This window comes from Pseudomonas putida, assembly GCF_001941965.1.
GTDB lineage: Bacteria > Pseudomonadota > Gammaproteobacteria > Pseudomonadales > Pseudomonadaceae > Aquipseudomonas > Aquipseudomonas putida_L.
Genome location: NZ_MKZO01000015.1, coordinates 69,518 through 87,204, shown reverse-complemented (window position 1 = coordinate 87,204; position 17,687 = coordinate 69,518). Strand labels below are relative to the sequence as shown.

Below are 17,687 nucleotides of genomic sequence, written 5' to 3'. Positions count from 1 at the left end.
TTTTTCTCTGCACTACATGCAAGACATTCATTCTTCGTTTTTACCTGCGCCCTTACCGACGATCCGCTCGAAGGCCGGGGTCACACGGGCGACAAAACCACTATCGGCACGGATCACGAAAACCGCAGGCAGATTCTGCGTCACGGCGAATTCCCAGCCCTGCTCCGGCCCGAGGATCAGCAACAGGGTGGAGTAACCATCGGCCACCAGTGCCGAGGCATCGAATACCGTCACCGCCGCCAGGGCATGAGCGATTGGCCGGCCGAGACGAGCATCGAAGGTATGGGAAAAGCGCTGGCCATTTTCCTCGAAATAGTTGCGGTAGTCACCCGACGTCGAGATGCCCAGCCCGTCGATACTGAGGATCTGCTCGGCGATCTGGCGGTCTTCCCGCGGCCATTCCAGGGCTACGCGCCAGGCGCTGCCATCGGGTTTGCGGCCGAGCGCCTTGAGTTCGCCGGTGACTTCCACCAGCAGGCTGTCGATACCCAGGCCGCGCAGGCGCTCGACGATGCGGTCGACGCTGTAGCCGGCGGCGATGCTGTCGAAGTCCAGCTCCAGGGCGATGTCCTTGCACAGTTGCTCGCCTTCGATGCGCAGGTGGCCCTGGCCGACGCGCTGGCGGACTTCGGCCAGGCGCTCGGCACTGGGGACTTTTTCTTCACGGGACTGCGGGCCGAAGCCCCAGAGGTCCATCAGCGGTTCGACGCTGAGGTCGTAGGCGCCACCGCTTTCGCGCCAGAGGGTTTCGCCCAGGCGCACCAGCTTGAGCACGTCGGCGGGCATGGGCTGGCAGCTGTTGGCGGGCAGGCGGTTGAAACGGGCGACCTCGGAGTCGTTGCGGTAGGTGGAGAAGTGCTGGTCGATCCCGGCGAGGATGCTTTCGATCTCTTGCTTGACCTGGCTGGCGTCCGGGCCCGAGGCGGGCGGAAGGTATTGCACTGTCCAGGTGCTGCCCATGGTGGGGCCGGTGAGGCGCTCGACCGGGTCGGGCTTGCTGCAGCCGGTCAGGATGAACAGGGCACAGAGGGTGCTCAGGATTGGTTTCAAACTGCTCCTCCTGTAGCGGTCTTCAGGGCCCTATCGCTGGCAAGCCAGCTCCCACAGGTCCAGCGGTGCACACGATACCTGTGGGAGCTGGCTTGCCAGCGATGAGGCCCGAAAGAACAAAACAAAACTCCAAAAAAAACGGGAACCCTGAGGCTCCCGTTCTTTTTCAACGCACCCGCAAGCTTAGCGCGGGAACGCAGGCGGGTTCACACCAGCCATGTCTTCCATCACGCGCACTACCTGGCAGCTGTAACCGAATTCGTTGTCGTACCAGACGTACAGGACAACACGGTTTTCGTTGCAGATGGTGGCTTCGGCGTCAACCACACCGGCGTGGCGCGAACCGACGAAGTCGGTCGATACCACTTCCTGGCTGCTCACGTAGTCGATCTGCTTGTGCAGGTCCGAATGCATGGCGGTCTGGCGCAGGTACTCGTTCAGCTCTTCGCGAGTAGTGGCCTTTTCCAGGTTCAGGTTGAGGATCGCCATGGAGACGTTCGGCGTCGGAACGCGGATGGCGTTGCCGGTCAGCTTGCCCTTCAGCACTGGCAGTGCCTTGGCGGCTGCGGTGGCGGCGCCGGTCTCGGTGATGACCATGTTCAGCGGCGCGGCACGGCCGCGACGGCTGCCCTTGTGGAAGTTGTCGATCAGGTTCTGGTCGTTGGTGAACGAGTGAACGGTTTCGACGTGGCCGTTGACGATGCCGTACTGGTCATTCAGCGCCTTCAGCACCGGCACGATGGCGTTGGTGGTGCAGGAAGCGGCGGAGATGATCTTGTCGTCAGCGGTGATTTCACCGTGGTTGATGCCGTGCACGATGTTCTTCAGCGCGCCCTTGCCAGGTGCGGTGAGGATCACGCGGGCAGCGCCCGGGCAGGCCAGGTGCTGGCCCAGGCCCTCGGCGTCACGCCATACGCCGGTGTTGTCGACGATCAGGGCGTTGTCGATGCCGTACTGGGTGTAGTCGACTTCGCTCGGCGCCTTGGCGTAGATCACCTGGATCAGGTTGCCGTTGGCGGTGATGGTGTTGTTCTCTTCATCGACGGTGATGGTGCCGTCGAACGGGCCGTGAACCGAGTCACGACGCAGCAGGCTGGCACGCTTGATCAGGTCGTTGGTCGCGCCCTTGCGCACGACGATGGCGCGCAGGCGCAGGCCGTCGCCACCACCGGTCTTCTCGATCAGGATGCGCGCCAGCAGGCGGCCGATGCGGCCGAAACCGTACAGGACGACATCGGTGCCCTTGCGTGCGGAAGCGTTCTGCTGACCGACCACTTCGGCCAGCTCTTCACGCACGAACTGCTCGGCGCTGCGGCCGTTGCCTTCGAGCTTGAACTTGTTGGCCAGCTTGCCCAGGTCGACCGAAGCGGCGCCCAGTTTCAGCTCGCTCATGGCCTTGAGCAGGGGGAATGTCTCGTGGACGGACAGTTCGGTTTCGTCGCTCTGGCGATGACGGGCAAAGCGGTGCGCTTTGAGGATCGAGATCACCGAACGGTTGATCAGGCTGCGGCCATAGATCGAGCTCACCACGTTGTTATTGCGGTAGAGCTGACCGATAAGCGGGATCATCGCTTCTGCAAGCGCTTCACGATCGATCCACTCACCAAGACACTGGTCGGGCTTCTGAGTCACGGGAACCTTCCACATGTAGGGACAGAAAAAAGGGGCTACATTATGCCGCCGTGCCGCGCTTGGAGCAATGAGCGCCTGTCGCCCCTGCCCCAACGTGCCAATTTGCGCGCCACAAGCCTTACCCCACGGGCGTCGGACCGGTACAATCGGTCTCTTTGTCGCAACGCTTGGAGCTCGACCTCCCGTGCCAGTTCTGCGTCTACCGCACCTTCCGGCCACCGCCGGCAAACAAACCTGGGGCAACCTGCCCGGCGCCGCCCTGAGCCTGGCCATCGCCGAGGCTGCCAGCGCCGCCAAACGCTTCACCCTGCTGCTCACCGCCGACAGCCAGAGCGCCGACCGGCTGGAGCAGGAGCTGCGCTTCTTCGCGCCGGAGCTGGCGGTGTTGCCCTTCCCCGACTGGGAAACCCTGCCCTACGACCTGTTCTCGCCGCACCAGGACATCATCTCGCAGCGGATCGCCAGCCTGTATCGCCTGCCGGAGCTGAACCACGGCATCCTCGTGGTGCCGATCACCACGGCCCTGCACCGCCTGGCGCCGACCAGTTTCCTGCTGGGCAGCAGCCTGGTCCTGGATATCGGCCAGAAGCTCGACGTCGAGCAGATGCGCACGCGCCTGGAAGCCAGCGGCTACCGCTGCGTCGACACCGTCTACGAGCATGGCGAGTTCGCCGTGCGCGGCGCCCTGATCGACCTGTTCCCCATGGGCAGCAAGCTGCCCTACCGCATCGATCTGTTCGACGACGAGATCGAGACCCTGCGCACCTTCGACCCGGAAACCCAGCGCTCCATCGACAAGGTCGAATCGGTGCGCCTGCTGCCGGCGCGGGAATTCCCCTTGCAGAAGGAGGCCGTGACCCGCTTCAAGGCACGCTTCCGCGAACGCTTCGACGTCGACTTCCGCCGCAGCCCGATCTTCCAGGACCTCACCAGCGGCATCATCCCCGCCGGCATCGAGTACTACCTGCCGCTGTTCTTCGAAGATACCTCGACCCTGTTCGACTACCTGCCTCAGGACACCCAGGTGTTTTCCCTGCCGGGCGTGGAGCAGGCCGCCGAGCACTTCTGGAACGACGTGCGCGGGCGCTACGACGAGCGCCGCATCGACCCGAACCGGCCGCTGCTGCCGCCGGCCGAGCTGTTCCTGCCGGTGGAGGACTGCTTCGCCAGGCTCAAGGGCTGGCCGCGTATCGTGGTCAGCGCCGATGACGTGGAAGCCGGCGCCGGCCGCGAGCGCTTCGCCGCGCAGAAACTGCCGAACCTGGCCATCGAGGCCAAGGCCAGCCAGCCGCTGGCCGCGCTCTCGGCGTTCCTCGACCAGTTCCCCGGCCGCGTGCTGTTCACCGCCGAATCGGCGGGGCGCCGCGAAGTCCTGCTGGAGCTGCTGGAACGCCTGAAACTGCGCCCGCAGACCGTGGAAAGCTGGCTCGACTTCGTCACCGGCAAGGACCGCCTGGCGATCACCATCGCCCCACTGGACGACGGCCTGGTCCTGGAAGACCCGGCCCTGGCCCTGGTCGCCGAAAGCCCGCTGTTCGGCCAGCGCGTGATGCAGCGCCGGCGCCGCGAGAAGCGCAGCGATGCCAGCAACGACGCGGTGATCAAGAACCTCACCGAGCTGCGCGAAGGCGCCCCGGTGGTGCATATCGACCACGGTGTCGGCCGTTACCTGGGCCTGGCGACCCTGGAGATCGACAACCAGGCCGCCGAATTCCTCACCCTGGAATACGCCGAGGGCGCCAAGCTCTACGTGCCGGTGGCCAACCTGCACCTGATCGCCCGCTACACCGGCAGCGACGATGCCCTCGCCCCGCTGCACCGCCTCGGCTCCGAGACCTGGCAGAAGGCCAAGCGCAAGGCCGCCGAGCAGGTTCGCGACGTGGCCGCCGAACTCCTCGACATCTACGCCCGCCGCGCCGCGCGCAAGGGCTACGCCTTTGCCGACCCGAGCGCCGACTACGCCGCCTTCAGCGCCGGCTTCCCCTTCGAGGAAACCCCGGACCAGCAGAACGCCATCGAAGCCGTGCGCGAAGACATGCTCGCGGCCAAGCCGATGGACCGCCTGGTCTGCGGCGACGTCGGCTTCGGCAAGACCGAAGTGGCCATGCGCGCCGCCTTTATAGCCGTGCACAGCGGGCGCCAGGTGGCCATCCTGGTGCCCACCACCCTGCTCGCCCAGCAGCACTACAACAGCTTCCGCGACCGCTTCGCCGACTGGCCGGTGAGCGTCGAAGTGATGAGCCGCTTCAAGTCGGCCAAGGAAGTCAGCAGCGCCATGGTCGAGCTGGCCGAGGGCAAGATCGATATCGTCATCGGCACCCACAAACTGCTGCAGGACGACGTCAAGTTCAAGGACCTGGGCCTGGTCATCATCGACGAGGAACACCGTTTCGGCGTGCGCCAGAAGGAGCAGCTCAAGGCCCTGCGCAGCGAAGTCGACATCCTCACCCTGACCGCCACACCGATCCCGCGCACCCTGAACATGGCGGTGTCGGGCATGCGCGACCTGTCGATCATCGCCACCCCGCCGGCGCGCCGGCTGTCGGTGCGCACCTTCGTCATGGAGCAGAACAAGAGCACCATCAAGGAGGCGCTGCTGCGCGAGCTGTTGCGCGGCGGCCAGGTCTACTACCTGCACAACGATGTGAAGAGCATCGAGAAATGCGCCGCCGACCTCGCCGAACTGGTGCCCGAGGCGCGCATCGGCATCGGCCACGGGCAGATGCGCGAGCGTGAACTCGAGCAGGTGATGAGCGATTTCTACCACAAGCGCTTCAACGTGCTGATCGCCTCGACCATCATCGAGACCGGCATCGATGTGCCGAGCGCCAACACCATCATCATCGAGCGCGCCGACAAGTTCGGCCTGGCCCAGTTGCACCAGTTGCGCGGCCGGGTCGGACGCAGCCACCACCAGGCCTACGCCTACCTGCTGACGCCGCCGCGCCAGCAGATCAGTGCCGATGCGGAGAAGCGCCTGGAAGCCATCGCCAACACCCAGGACCTCGGCGCCGGCTTTGTCCTCGCCACCAACGACCTGGAAATCCGCGGCGCCGGCGAGCTGCTCGGCGAAGGCCAGAGCGGGCAGATCCAGGCCGTCGGCTTCACCCTCTACATGGAAATGCTCGAACGGGCGGTCAAGGCGATTCGCAAGGGCACCCAGCCGAACCTCGACCAGCCGCTGGGCGGTGGTCCGGAGATCAACCTGCGCCTGCCGGCACTGATTCCCGAAGACTACCTGCCCGACGTGCATGCGCGCCTGATCCTCTACAAGCGCATCGCCTCGGCGGTGGACGAAGACGGCCTCAACGACCTGCAAGTGGAAATGATCGACCGTTTCGGCCTGCTCCCCGAGCCGACCAAGAACCTGATCCGCCTGACCCTGCTCAAGCTGCAGGCGGAAAAGCTCGGGATCAAGAAGGTCGATGCCGGCCCGCAAGGCGGCAAGATCGAATTCGAAAGCGAGACCCCGGTCGATCCGCTGGTGCTGATCAAGCTGATCCAGGGCCAGCCCAAGCGCTACAAGTTCGAAGGCGCCACGCAATTCAGGTTCATGGTGCCCATGGAGCGCGCCGATGAACGATTCTCGACACTGGAAGCGCTGTTCGAGCGCCTGACACCGCAAACCGCGTAAAGGAAGATCCATGCGTGCCATTCGCAACCTCACCCTGCTGCTGGCGCTGGTCGCGCCGGCGGCCTTCGCCGACAGCCAGTACCTGGTGGAAATGATCCTGGTACGGCAGAACGCCGTGCCGGCCATCACCAGCCAGTTCGCTCCGGAAGACTGGCGCAACGGCGCTGCGCCGATTGCGCAATACGATGTGCGCCAGCCGATCCTCGACAAGGAAGTGGCCGCCCTGTCCGCCGACAGCCAGTACACCGTGCTCGCGCACAAAGCCTGGCAGCAGAGCGTTGGCAGCGGCGAATCGAAGGTCGCCATCAGTGACGGCCAGGAGCAGTTCGGGCATTTCCCCATCGAGGGCAACCTGAGCCTGAGCGAAGCGCGCTTCATCAATGTCGAGGCGAATTTCTGGATCAACCAGTTCGACGCCAACGGCGGCGTGCTTCAGAGCGAAGCCTTCCGCCAGGTCAACAGGAACGTGAAGAGCGCGGAGCTGACCTTCCTCGATGGCGGGCACCTGGCGCTGCTGGTGAAGATCCGCAAGGTGGGCGCGCCGGCCAGCCCTGCGCCTGATCCTGAAATGATGGAGCAGTAAGGCATGGCCCATCTGCTCGACCGGCTGCTCGGAAGCAGGACGTGGGAGAACGAATTCAGCCCCAGGGTGCTGCAGCGCGGGCTCGACTACGCCAGGCAACAACGCGTACGCATCGTCAAGGTCGAGGACGGCACGATCCACGCGACCTGCGAGGGCTCGGGCGACAACCGCTACCGGCAGACGATCGCTATCAAACCGATGGGCGCCGACGGATACAGGCTGGATAGCGAGTGCACCTGCCCGGTGGGCTACGACTGCAAGCATTGCGCGGCGGTGATCTTCTGGGCCCAGGATCACCTCGAACCCTCGGGCGAGAGGCTGACCGCAGACCTCGAATCCTGGCTGGGCAAGCTGGAAAAGCCCGCGCCGGGCAGCACCGATCAGCAGCGGCCAGACAGCCAGGGCCGCGGGCTTTACTACTTCATCCACTTCGATGAAGAGATCTTCTGCCTGAAGATCCGCAAAGGTACGCGCCAGCCCAATGGGCACCTGCAGTTCGCCAACCTGCGCTCGATCCCCGAACTGCTGTTCCAGCCGCCCAAATACGTCACCCCCGAAGACCGGCAGATTCTCCTGCACCTCAACCGCAAGCAGCGATTCTGGGGCATGACCTTCCCCCTCGACGAGAAGCACGACAGCGAGGTGTTCCAGCAAGCGCTGGACACCGGGCGCCTGATGTTCGACGAAGGCATGCGCCCGGTGACCCAAGGCCCGATCCTCGACGCCGAGTTCCGCTGGGTACGCCAGAAGAACGGCCACTACTGGGGCGTCTGGCATCACGGCGATGAACCCGTCCGCAGGGTCCTGCCACTGCAACCGCTGTACTGGTTCGATATCACCATCATGCAGGCCGGCCTGCTGCGGCACAACCTGGACCCCTACGTTGCTCAGCAACTGACCGAGGCCCCGGACGTACCGGAACCCCTGGTAGCCCAGCTTAGCCATCGCCTCGCCGCCCTTAACAAGGCGCTGCCGACACCCGCCAAGCTGCGCGAGGAAACCCTGGACGACATCCCGCCCGTCGCCCACCTGATCCTCGGCAGCCACGAATTCAGTGCGTATGCGCCGAAGAGCGGGCGCATGCAGCGCCAACTGCAACACCGCGCCGCACTGTCGTTCAATTACGACGGCCTGCGCACCAGCAGCAACAAGCCGCTGAGCCGTTTCATCGACGGCGTCACCCAGCATATCCAGCGCGACCCGCAGGCCGAGCAAGCGTTGCGCAAGGTCTTGAAGGACTGGGGCTTCAAGGTCGCCACCCGGCAAAGCAAGGCCCTCCCGGAAAGCGCCGGCGAGCTCCTGCTGCTCGACACCGACCAGCAATGGCTGGACTTCTCCCGCGAGGGCCTGCCGGCCCTGCGCAAGGCCGGCTGGGAGCTGGAGATCCACGCCGACTTCGCCTTCAACCTGCAGGAAGTGGACGACTGGTACGCCGATATCGAGGAAAACGCCGGGCACCAGTGGTTCGACCTGGAGCTGGGCATCGTGGTCAACGGCGAGCGCCACAGCCTGTTGCCGATCCTCCTGCACCTGCTGCGCAGCAATCCGGAACTGCTGCGCGCCAGCGAGCTGGCCAAGCGCGGCGACCACGAATTCCTGCTGATCGACCTCAACCGCCATCGCCTGGGCGCCACCGCCGCCCGGGTCGCCCTGCCCTATGGGCGGATCAAGACGCTGATGGCGACCCTCGGCGAGCTCTACCTCACGGAACACGACGGCCCCAGCCTGCGCCTGGCCGCCCCGGACGCAGCGCGCCTGAGCAACCTTTCCGATATTTCCCTGAGCTGGCAGGGCGGCGAGCGCTTGCGTGACTTCGCCTCGCGCCTGAAAAGCGCGCCCTATACCGAAGTCCAGGCGCCGGACGGCCTGAACGCAACGCTGCGGCCTTACCAACTGGAAGGCCTGAGCTGGTTGCAGACCCTGCGCGACCTGGAAGTCGGCGGCCTGCTCGGCGACGACATGGGCCTGGGCAAGACCCTGCAGACCCTCAGCCATGTGCTGGCGGAAAAGAACGCCGGCCGCCTGAAAAGCCCGGCGCTGGCAGTGATGCCCACCAGCCTGATCCCCAACTGGCAGGACGAAGCCGCGCGCTTCACTCCGCAGCTCAAGGTCATCGCCCTGCACGGCGCCGGGCGCAACCGGTATTTTTCCGACCTGCGCGACTACGACCTGGTCCTCACCACCTACGCCCTGCTGCCCCGTGACCTTGAGCATTTCACCCCGATCGACTGGCATCTGCTGATCCTCGACGAAGCGCAGAACATCAAGAACGCCAGCAGCAAGGCCGCCCAGGCGGCGCGCGAACTGAAGGCCAACCAGCGGCTGTGCCTGACCGGCACGCCGATGGAAAACAACCTCGGCGAGCTGTGGTCGATCTTCCACTTCCTCCTGCCCGGCTGGCTGGGCGACAGCAAGACCTTCGCCCGCGACTACCGCACGCCCATCGAGAAGCATGGCGATGGCGAGCGCATGAGCCACCTGGCGGCGCGGATCCGCCCGTTTCTCCTGCGCCGGACCAAGGAACAGGTCGCCACCGAACTGCCGGCCAAGAGCGAGATCACCCACTGGGTCGATCTCAGCGACGCCCAGCGCGACACCTACGAAACCGTGCGGGTGGCGATGGACAGCAAGGTCCGCGCCGAGATCACCCGCAACGGCGCGGCGCGCAGCCAGATCGTCATCCTCGAAGCGCTGCTCAAGCTGCGCCAGGTCTGCTGCGACCTGCGCCTGGTGGCCAATGCCGTGGTCAAGGGCCCGCAGTCGGACAAAGGCAAGCTCGGCAGCCTGATGGACATGCTCGACGACCTGCTCAAGGAAGGCCGCAAGATCCTCCTGTTCTCCCAGTTCACCTCGATGCTCGCGCTGATCGAGGAAGAGCTGGCGAAACGCAAGATCCGTTACAGCCTGCTGACCGGCGACACCAAGGACCGGCGCACACCGGTGCAACAGTTCCAGAACGGCGATACCCCGCTGTTCCTGATCAGCCTCAAGGCCGGCGGCACCGGGCTCAACCTGACCGCCGCCGATACCGTGATCCACTACGACCCCTGGTGGAACCCGGCCACGGAAAACCAGGCCACCGACCGTGCGTATCGCATCGGCCAGGACAAGCCGGTATTCGTCTACAAGCTGATCACCCGGGGCACGGTGGAAGAAAAGATCCAGCAGTTGCAGAAGGACAAGGCCGCGCTGGCGGCGGGGCTGCTGGAGGGCAACGAGGCGGGCCAGTGGAAGCTGGCGGCGGATGATATCGAGGCGTTGTTCTCGCCGTTGCCGGAGCAGCAGAAAACCCGTTGATTTCGAAGGCCTCATCGCTGGCAAGCCAGCTCCCACAAGGTTCGGCGGCGCCGCGGACACTGTGGGAGCTGGCTTGCCAGCGATGAGGCCCTGGAATTCGCTACATCAATCGACCAATTGCGCCTGCTTCAAAGCCCCCAGCGCCTCCAGCCAGCGCGGTTGCTCACGATAATCGGTGCGGGCGAAGCCCTGCCCGCGCATCCGCGCAATCCGCGGCGACGGCCTGACGTTCATCCGCTGCGCGGCACTCAACGCCAGCTCGGCCGCGGCGCGATCGTTGCACACCAGCCCCATATCGCAACCGGCACTCAGCGCCGCCTCGATCCGGCTAGCCGCATCACCCACCACATGGGCCCCGGCCATGGACAGGTCATCACTGAAGATCACCCCGTCGAAGCCCAGTTCACCGCGCAGGATTTCCTGCAACCAACGGCGGGAGAAGCCGGCGGGTTGATTGTCGATCTGTGGATAAATGACGTGGGCAGGCATGACCGCCGCGAGCTGCCCACTGAGGCGGGTGAACGGCACCAGGTCGGCAGCACGGATCTGCTCCAGGCTGCGCTCGTCGGTGGGAATGGCGACATGGGAGTCGGCCTCGGCCCAGCCGTGACCGGGGAAGTGCTTGCCGCACGCCGCCATGCCGGCGGCGTTCATGCCGCGAATAAAGGCACCCGCCAGCGCCGTGGCGCGCTGCGGATCGCCCTCGAAGGCGCGGCTGCCGACCACGGCGCTGCGCTGGTGATCCAGGTCCAGCACCGGGGCGAAACTGAGGTCCAGGCCCACGGCCAGCACTTCGGTCGCCATCAGCCAGCCGCACTGTTCGGCCAGATACTCGGCGTTGTCATTGTCGGCAATGGCGCGCATCGCCGGCAGGCGCACGAAGCCCTGGCGCAGGCGCTGGACGCGGCCGCCTTCCTGGTCGACGGCGAGAATCAGGTCCGGGCGGATGGCGCGGATGGACGCGCTCAGCTCGCGCACCTGGCGCGGGCTGTCGATGTTGCGAGCGAAGATGATCAGGCCGGCCACTTCGGGCTGGCGCAGGAGATGGCGGTCTTCGGCGGTCAGCCGGGTACCGGCGATATCCACCATCAGGGAGCCTTGCAGGCGACAGGCAGTCATAAACGATCCTTCAAGTCAGGGGCGCGCCTGCCCACTGCGGGCAGGCGGCTTCTTCGATACGAACCGGGCAATGCGCCGGGACCCGGTCGAACAGGTCCATCAGGTCGGCATTGCGCAGGCGAATGCAGCCATGGGACAACGGCACGCCCATGGGTTCCGTGTCCGGCGTGCCGTGCAGATAGATGTAGCGGCGGAAGGTATCGACCGGCCCCAGGCGATTGTGGCCGGGCTCGCAACCGCTGAGCCAGAGTATGCGCGTCAGGATCCAGTCACGACCGGGAAATTGTGCGTGGAGTTCGGTGGTCCAGGTCTCGCCGGTCCAGCGCCGCCCGCGCAGCACCGCACCTTGCGGCAGGCCCGCACCGATCTTCGCGCGGACCTGGTGCAGGCCACGCGGCGTGCAGCCGGAACCGTTGCGTTCACCCGGACCATTGAGCGCCGTTGACACCGGCAGACGCACGACCAGACGCCCTTGGGCGAACCCGTAAAGGCATTGATCGGCAAGGGAAATATGCAGCAGATCGAGAGTAGACATGGGGCGCTAGCTTAGCCGAAGCCAGGCGTCGCGCCCAGTCGCGATCAGGCCTTGGCAGGCGCCGGCGCGCTGCCCGACTTGCTGCGCGGACGCAGTTGCGCGGCCGCCATGGCCTCGTCGGTGACCCCGCTGTCGGCACGCATGCCGGCGGCGAGGAACGGCACCATCAGGCGCATGACCTGTTCGATGGAGGTGTTGATGCCGAAATCGGTCTCGGCGATCGCCCGCAACGCCTTGATCCCGGACATGCTGAACGCCGCGGCACCGAGCATGAAGTGCACGCGCCAGAACAGTTCGATCGGGGGAATACGCGGGGCCGCTTCGTTGACCAACAGCATGTAGCGGCGGAATACCTTGCCGTACATGTCTTCCAGATAGCGCCGCAGGTGGCCCTGGCTCTCGCTGAAGGCCAGGCCCAGCAGGCGCATGAAGATGGACAGGTCGTTGCCGCTGCGCGGCTGCACCACCAGGGCTTGCTCCACCAGCATCTCGAGGAGTTCCTCGAGGCTCGGCTTCTGCTCGGGCCGCGCCTGGCGCCGGTCCAGCTCACGCTCGAGGCTCTGGCAGAACGGCCCGAGGAAACGCGAGAAGACCGCCTGGATCAGCGCCTTCTTCGAACCGAAGTGATAGTTGACCGCCGCCAGGTTGACCCCGGCCTTGCTGGTGATCAGGCGCAGCGAGGTTTCGGCAAAGCCTTTTTCCGCGAACAGCTGCTCGGCAGCATCGAGGATGCGTTCGACGGTTTCCGATTGGGCCATGAAAATGATCTACCTGACAAACAGTTGTTTGAAACATACGTTTCATCGGCGTGACTGTCAAGTCAGGGGCGTTATTAGATCACAGCTTCAAGCCGCAAGCTGCAAGCTGCAAGACGTGCGCGGCGTGCTTTTTCTTGCTGCTTGAAGCTTGAAGCTTGCAGCTGCCAACCTACTGTATATAATCCCAGTCACTGTATAAAAAGACAGAGCCATCGACATGCTAAAACTGACGCCCCGCCAAGCTGAGATTCTGGCTTTTATCAAGCGCTGCCTCGAAGCCAACGGCTTCCCGCCAACCCGCGCGGAGATCGCCCAGGAACTGGGCTTCAAGTCCCCCAACGCCGCCGAGGAGCACCTCAAGGCCCTGGCCCGCAAGGGCGCCATCGAGATGACTCCGGGTGCCTCCCGCGGCATCCGCATTCCCGGCTTCGAAGCCCGACCACAGCAGGATGAAAGCACCCTGCCGATCATCGGTCGCGTCGCCGCCGGTGCACCGATCCTCGCCGAGCAGCACATCGAGGAATCCTGCGCCATCAACCCGTCCTTCTTCCATCCCCGCGCCGACTACCTGTTGCGCGTGCACGGCATGAGCATGAAGGACGTCGGCATCTACGACGGCGACCTGCTCGCCGTACACACCGCCCGCGAAGCACGCAATGGGCAGATCGTCGTAGCCCGCCTGGGTGACGAGGTCACGGTCAAGCGCTTCAAACGTGAAGGCAGCAAGGTTTGGCTGATCGCGGAAAATCCCGAATTCGCCCCCATCGAGGTCAACCTGAAGGAACAGGACCTGGTGATCGAGGGGTTGAGCGTCGGCGTCATTCGCCGGTAACCAGGAGGCGTCATGCAGTTTACCCACACACCACAGCAAGCACAGTTACCCCTGTTCGAGGCATTCCTGGCCCAGCCAGCCCTGCCCGGACTGAAAGCGGAAAAACCCGCGCGCGCCAGTAATGAGCCGCAGGTCTTCAGCGAGTTGTCTTTCCGTGGTGCGCTGGAGCACTGCCAGAACCTGCTGGCGCCGGTCCTGCGCGAACTGAGCGAAGAAGACGATAACCGCTGGCTGACCCTGATCGCCCCGCCGGCCAGCCTGACCCAGGCCTGGCTGCGGGACGCGGGACTGAACCGCGAGCGCATCCTGATCCTGCAGCCGCGGGGCAACCAGAGCGCCTTGCAACTGGCCTGCGACGCCCTGCGCCTGGGCCGCAGCCACACCGTGGTGAGCTGGCTGACTCCGCTGGGCAGCGCAGCACGGCAACAACTGACCCGTGCTGGCAACGCCGGCAGCGCGCAGAGCCTCAATATCCGTTTGGGTTGATACTCGATTTAACCGCAAGCACCCGCCGAACATCCGGCTTCCTCATTGCGAGGAAGCCCGGCCAGTCTCAGTGAAGGACGCGTGGTCCTTCGTCTTCCCGCTCGATCTCACCTTCCACCAGACGCCCCGCCATCTGCACACCAACGCTGAGCATGGCCTTGGCCACCTCGACATGCTGGCCCTGCAGGAACGCCTTGGCGTCTTCGGAAAAACTCAAGGTGACCAGGGAACCCTCGTCCTCGGCACGGCGCAGTTCGATGCGGCCGTCTGGCAATTCGACAATTTCTAGAAAGGACGTGGGCATATCAGAACAGGTCTCCAGGAAAGGGCGATATTGTAACAGTGCCGGTCACAATCAGCACTCACTGAGGCCCTCGCGGAAACGCACGGTCAGTTTCTTCAGATTCTGCCGCCATTCTTCCAGTTCTTCCCGGGACAGCGGGGCTACAGCGGGTTCGTCGAGGCTCACAGCCTGAATCAGCGGCTGGGTGACATCGCCCTTGGGCGCCTTGTGGGCGACCGGCGGTTTGAACAAATCGGAATAAGCTCTCAACAAACGCGCCAGCCAGGTCTCCGGTTGCTGGGCCAGCTCGACCAGTTCGGCCATTTCCGGGATGGCGATGCTTTCCAGCACCTCAGGGGTCAGCAATTGCTCGGCGCGGGAAGCATTGGCCTGCGGCAGGCGGTAGAAACCGGCGATCTCATGGCACAGCCCCAGCAGCGCACCGTACAGATGGAACAGCGCCGACTCCCGCTCGGCCTGGACCAGCGCCTGGGCATTCATCGCCCGGCTTTCCTGCGCCTTGCCAAGACCTTCAAGGGCCAGGCCGGCGAAGAAAATTTTCTGATTGGTGCGGGTGTAGAGTTCCTGGGCCATTGAGGCGCTCTCCGATAGGGCTGCGGGGCGGGGTCTGTCAGTTTCGGGGAAGCTTCTGCCCTGTGCAAGGATCTGTAAGCTTTTTCGTACTTGAGGGCCTCATCGCCGGCAAGCCAGCTCCCACAGGTACCGCGCCGCTCTTGAGAGCACTGGAGAACCTGTGGGAGCTGGCTTGCCAGCGATAGGGCCCGAGAGAACAAACAAAAAGGCCGCGCCTGACATCGTCAGCCGCGGCCTTTCAACTACCCGCCGAAGCGCTTAACGCTTGTCTTCGACCTTCCACGCCTTGCCGTCGTAGAACGCACGCCAGCCTGTCGGCTTGCCGTCCACTTCGGTCTGCACATACTGCTCCTTGGTCTTGCGGCTGTAGCGAATCACTGCCGGACGACCTTCAGGATCCTTCTGCGGCGCATCACAGAGGAAGTGGTACTTCGGATCGATCTCATGCTTGTGCGGGATGATTTCCAGCACCAGCGGCGCACGGGTCTCGCGGTTTTTCGGGAACTGGCTGGCGGCCAGGAACAGACCCGAAGCACCATCACGCAGTACGTAGGTGTCGTTGACCTTCTCGCACTTGAGCTCCGGCATGTCCACCTTGTCCATCTTTGGTGGCGCCGCCTCGCCGCTCTTGAGCAGCTTGCGGGTGTTCTTGCACTCGGGGTTGGTGCAGCCGAAGAACTTGCCGAAGCGGCCGGTCTTGAGCTGCATCTCGCTGCCGCACTTGTCGCACTCCAGGCTCGGCCCTTCGTAGCCCTTGATCCGGTAGTTGCCTTCCTCGATCTCGTAGCCGACGCAATCCGGGTTGTTGCCGCAGATATGCAGCTTGTGCTTCTCGTCCAGCAGGTAGGCATCCATCGCCGTCGCGCAGATCGGGCAGCGATGCTTGCCCAGCAGCACGCGGGATTCGGACTCGCCCTCGTCGTCCGCGGCGATCTCATCGCCCGGCACCAGGTTGACCGTGGCCTTGCAACGCTCCTTCGGCGGCAGGCTGTAGCCCGAGCAGCCGAGGAACACGCCGGTGGAGGCGGTACGGATCATCATGTGCCGGCCACATTCCTTGCACGGAATGTCGGTCGGGGTCGGCTGGTTGGCACGCATGCCGTCTTCGCTGGACTCGGCGGCCTGCAGCTTCTTGCTGAAGTCGCCATAGAACTCGTCCAGTACATTCTTCCAGTCACGCTCGCCCTGGGCGACGTCGTCGAGGTTCTCTTCCATGCCGGCGGTGAAGCCATAGTCCATCAGGTTGGAGAAGCTCTCGGAGAGGCGCTCGGTGACGATGTCGCCCATCTTCTCGGAGTAGAAGCGGCGGTTGTGCAACGTCACATAGCCGCGGTCCTGGATGGTGGAAATGATCGCGGCGTAGGTCGACGGACGGCCGATACCGCGCTTTTCCATTTCCTTGACCAGGCTGGCTTCGGAGTAACGCGCCGGCGGCTTGGTGAAGTGCTGGCTCGGATCCAGCTGGACCAGCTTGAGCACTTCGCCCTGGGTCATTTCCGGCAGGACATCGTCCTCGCCCGGCTTGCTCTGCTGCGGCAGCACGCGGGTGTAACCGTCGAACTTGAGGATGCGGCCCTTGGCACGCAGCTCGAAGTCGCCAGCGTTGACGCTGACGGTGGTCGACAGGTATTGCGCGGCCGGCATCTGGCAGGCCAGGAACTGGCGCCAGATCAGCTCGTACAGCCGCTCGGCATCACGCTCCATGCCGCTGAGCTTGCTCGGGTGGGTGTTGACGTCGGAAGGACGGATCGCTTCGTGCGCTTCCTGGGCGCCTTCCTTGCTGCCGTAGACGATCGGCGCTTCCGGCAGGTACTTCTTGCCGAACTCGCTCTCGATGTAGCTGCGCGCCATTTCCACGGCGTCGGTCGAAAGGTTGGTCGAGTCGGTACGCATGTAGGTGATGTAGCCGGCCTCGTAGAGACGCTGGGCCATCATCATGGTCTTCTTCACGCCGAAGCCGAGACGGTTGCTCGCCGCCTGCTGCAGGGTCGAAGTGATGAACGGCGCCGACGGCTTGGAGCTGGTCGGGCGGTCTTCGCGCTTGGCCACGGTGTAGCTGGACGCCTTGAGCTTCTCCAGCGCGGCCATGGCCTGGGCTTCGTTCAGCGGCTTGAAGGCTTCGCCCTTCTCCCGGGCCACGTCGAAGCGCACCTTGGCGTTCTTCGCGGTCCCGAGGTCAGCGTGGATCTCCCAGTATTCCTCGGGGATGAAGGCACGGATCTCGCGCTCGCGCTCGACCACCAGCTTCACTGCCACCGATTGCACCCGGCCAGCGGACAGGCCGCGGGCGATCTTCGACCAGAGCAGCGGCGAGACCATGTAGCCCACCACGCGGTCGAGGAAGCGCCGCGCCTGCTGGGCGTTGACCCGGTCGATATCGAGATCGCCCGGCTGCGAGAAGGCCTCCTGGATGGCCTTCTTGGTGATTTCGTTGAACACCACGCGCTTGTAGCGGCTGTCGTCACCACCGATGGCTTCCCGCAGGTGCCAGGCAATGGCTTCCCCTTCGCGGTCCAAGTCGGTTGCGAGATAGATGGTGTCGGCATCCTTGGCCAGTCGACGCAATTCGTCGATGACCTTCTCCTTGCCCGGGAGGATTTCGTACTTGGCTTTCCAGCCGTGATCCGGGTCCACGCCCATGCGCGCTACCAGCTGCTTGCGCGCCTTTTCCTTGGGCGACAGCGCCGGCGCTTCACCGGCGGTCTTGCCGCGCTTGGCGGCAGGTTCCTTGGTGGCACTGGCCGAACCACTGGTGGGCAGGTCGCGGATATGGCCGATACTCGACTTCACCACGTACTGGTTGCCCAGGTACTTGTTGATGGTCTTGGCCTTGGCCGGGGATTCCACAATGACCAGCGATTTGCCCATGGATCGGAAAATTCCT

The 17,687-nt window shown here is 64.5% G+C and carries 13 protein-coding genes; 5 read left to right on the top strand and 8 right to left on the bottom strand.

What is annotated here, in order from left to right; genetic code table 11:
• Nucleotides 1-27: 27 nt before the first annotated feature.
• The gene (locus PSEMO_RS10875; protein WP_075803077.1) at nucleotides 28-1,050 is read right to left on the bottom strand and encodes an FAD:protein FMN transferase; all 1,023 of its coding nucleotides are present in this window, start codon (nucleotides 1,048-1,050) and stop codon (nucleotides 28-30) included.
• 183 nt (nucleotides 1,051-1,233) lie between these two features.
• Entirely contained in the window at nucleotides 1,234-2,697 is a 1,464-nt protein-coding gene (locus PSEMO_RS10870; protein WP_075803076.1) for a glyceraldehyde-3-phosphate dehydrogenase, read from the bottom strand.
• Between the two features lie 169 nt (nucleotides 2,698-2,866).
• Between PSEMO_RS10870 and mfd the strand changes: the two genes are divergently transcribed.
• The 3 genes from mfd to PSEMO_RS10855 are packed head-to-tail and all read left to right on the top strand — an operon-like array spanning nucleotide 2,867 to nucleotide 10,196.
• Nucleotides 2,867-6,316, top strand: coding sequence for a transcription-repair coupling factor (gene mfd / locus PSEMO_RS10865; protein ID WP_075803075.1), 3,450 nt, complete (start codon nucleotides 2,867-2,869; stop codon nucleotides 6,314-6,316).
• Between the two features lie 10 nt (nucleotides 6,317-6,326).
• The gene (locus PSEMO_RS10860; protein WP_075803074.1) at nucleotides 6,327-6,899 is read left to right on the top strand and encodes a CsiV family protein; all 573 of its coding nucleotides are present in this window, start codon (nucleotides 6,327-6,329) and stop codon (nucleotides 6,897-6,899) included.
• 3 nt (nucleotides 6,900-6,902) lie between these two features.
• Nucleotides 6,903-10,196, top strand: coding sequence for a DEAD/DEAH box helicase (locus PSEMO_RS10855; protein WP_075803073.1), 3,294 nt, complete (start codon nucleotides 6,903-6,905; stop codon nucleotides 10,194-10,196).
• Between the two features lie 105 nt (nucleotides 10,197-10,301).
• Here PSEMO_RS10855 and nagZ read toward each other — a convergent pair whose 3' ends face one another.
• From nagZ to PSEMO_RS10840, 3 genes are read right to left on the bottom strand one after another with little or no spacing between them, the layout of a single operon-like run.
• A complete protein-coding gene (nagZ, locus tag PSEMO_RS10850; protein ID WP_178391989.1) occupies nucleotides 10,302-11,300 on the bottom strand; it encodes a beta-N-acetylhexosaminidase in 999 nt (332 codons plus the stop codon).
• Nucleotides 11,301-11,325: 25 nt separating this feature from the next.
• Nucleotides 11,326-11,850 (bottom strand): L,D-transpeptidase, encoded by a 525-nt coding sequence (locus PSEMO_RS10845; RefSeq protein ID WP_075803071.1) that lies wholly within the window; start codon nucleotides 11,848-11,850, stop codon nucleotides 11,326-11,328.
• Between the two features lie 44 nt (nucleotides 11,851-11,894).
• Nucleotides 11,895-12,608, bottom strand: coding sequence for a TetR/AcrR family transcriptional regulator (locus PSEMO_RS10840; RefSeq protein WP_075803070.1), 714 nt, complete (start codon nucleotides 12,606-12,608; stop codon nucleotides 11,895-11,897).
• A 217-nt stretch (nucleotides 12,609-12,825) separates the two neighbouring features.
• On the opposite strand from PSEMO_RS10840, the gene lexA reads away from it, so the two are divergent.
• A complete protein-coding gene (gene lexA, locus PSEMO_RS10835; RefSeq protein ID WP_075803069.1) occupies nucleotides 12,826-13,440 on the top strand; it encodes a transcriptional repressor LexA in 615 nt (204 codons plus the stop codon).
• A gap of 12 nt (nucleotides 13,441-13,452) precedes the next feature.
• On the top strand, nucleotides 13,453-13,926 hold the full coding sequence (sulA, locus tag PSEMO_RS10830; protein ID WP_075803068.1) for an SOS-induced cell division inhibitor SulA: 474 nt from the start codon (nucleotides 13,453-13,455) through the stop codon (nucleotides 13,924-13,926).
• Between the two features lie 67 nt (nucleotides 13,927-13,993).
• On the opposite strand, the gene PSEMO_RS10825 is transcribed toward sulA, so the two are convergent.
• From PSEMO_RS10825 to topA, 3 genes are all read right to left on the bottom strand, one after another.
• Nucleotides 13,994-14,230: a hypothetical protein gene (locus PSEMO_RS10825; protein WP_009404620.1), complete on the bottom strand. Its 237-nt coding sequence runs from the start codon at nucleotides 14,228-14,230 to the stop codon at nucleotides 13,994-13,996.
• A gap of 51 nt (nucleotides 14,231-14,281) precedes the next feature.
• The gene (locus PSEMO_RS10820) at nucleotides 14,282-14,803 is read right to left on the bottom strand and encodes a DUF6586 family protein (RefSeq protein WP_075803067.1); all 522 of its coding nucleotides are present in this window, start codon (nucleotides 14,801-14,803) and stop codon (nucleotides 14,282-14,284) included.
• A gap of 258 nt (nucleotides 14,804-15,061) precedes the next feature.
• Nucleotides 15,062-17,671: a type I DNA topoisomerase gene (gene topA / locus PSEMO_RS10815; RefSeq protein ID WP_075803066.1), complete on the bottom strand. Its 2,610-nt coding sequence runs from the start codon at nucleotides 17,669-17,671 to the stop codon at nucleotides 15,062-15,064.
• Nucleotides 17,672-17,687: the final 16 nt, after the last annotated feature.

What these genes read in the sequence shown, in the direction of transcription:
- PSEMO_RS10870 (WP_075803076.1), bottom strand. Translation starts at nt 2,697, where the DNA reads ATGTGGAAGGTTCCCGTGACTCAGAAGCCCGACCAGTGTCTTGGTGAG.
- PSEMO_RS10860 (WP_075803074.1), top strand. Translation starts at nt 6,327, where the DNA reads ATGCGTGCCATTCGCAACCTCACCCTGCTGCTGGCGCTGGTCGCGCCG.
- PSEMO_RS10855 (WP_075803073.1), top strand. Translation starts at nt 6,903, where the DNA reads ATGGCCCATCTGCTCGACCGGCTGCTCGGAAGCAGGACGTGGGAGAAC.
- PSEMO_RS10845 (WP_075803071.1), bottom strand. Translation starts at nt 11,850, where the DNA reads ATGTCTACTCTCGATCTGCTGCATATTTCCCTTGCCGATCAATGCCTT.
- PSEMO_RS10840 (WP_075803070.1), bottom strand. Translation starts at nt 12,608, where the DNA reads ATGGCCCAATCGGAAACCGTCGAACGCATCCTCGATGCTGCCGAGCAG.
- lexA (WP_075803069.1), top strand. Translation starts at nt 12,826, where the DNA reads ATGCTAAAACTGACGCCCCGCCAAGCTGAGATTCTGGCTTTTATCAAG.
- sulA (WP_075803068.1), top strand. Translation starts at nt 13,453, where the DNA reads ATGCAGTTTACCCACACACCACAGCAAGCACAGTTACCCCTGTTCGAG.
- PSEMO_RS10825 (WP_009404620.1), bottom strand. Translation starts at nt 14,230, where the DNA reads ATGCCCACGTCCTTTCTAGAAATTGTCGAATTGCCAGACGGCCGCATC.
- PSEMO_RS10820 (WP_075803067.1), bottom strand. Translation starts at nt 14,803, where the DNA reads ATGGCCCAGGAACTCTACACCCGCACCAATCAGAAAATTTTCTTCGCC.
- topA (WP_075803066.1), bottom strand. Translation starts at nt 17,671, where the DNA reads ATGGGCAAATCGCTGGTCATTGTGGAATCCCCGGCCAAGGCCAAGACC.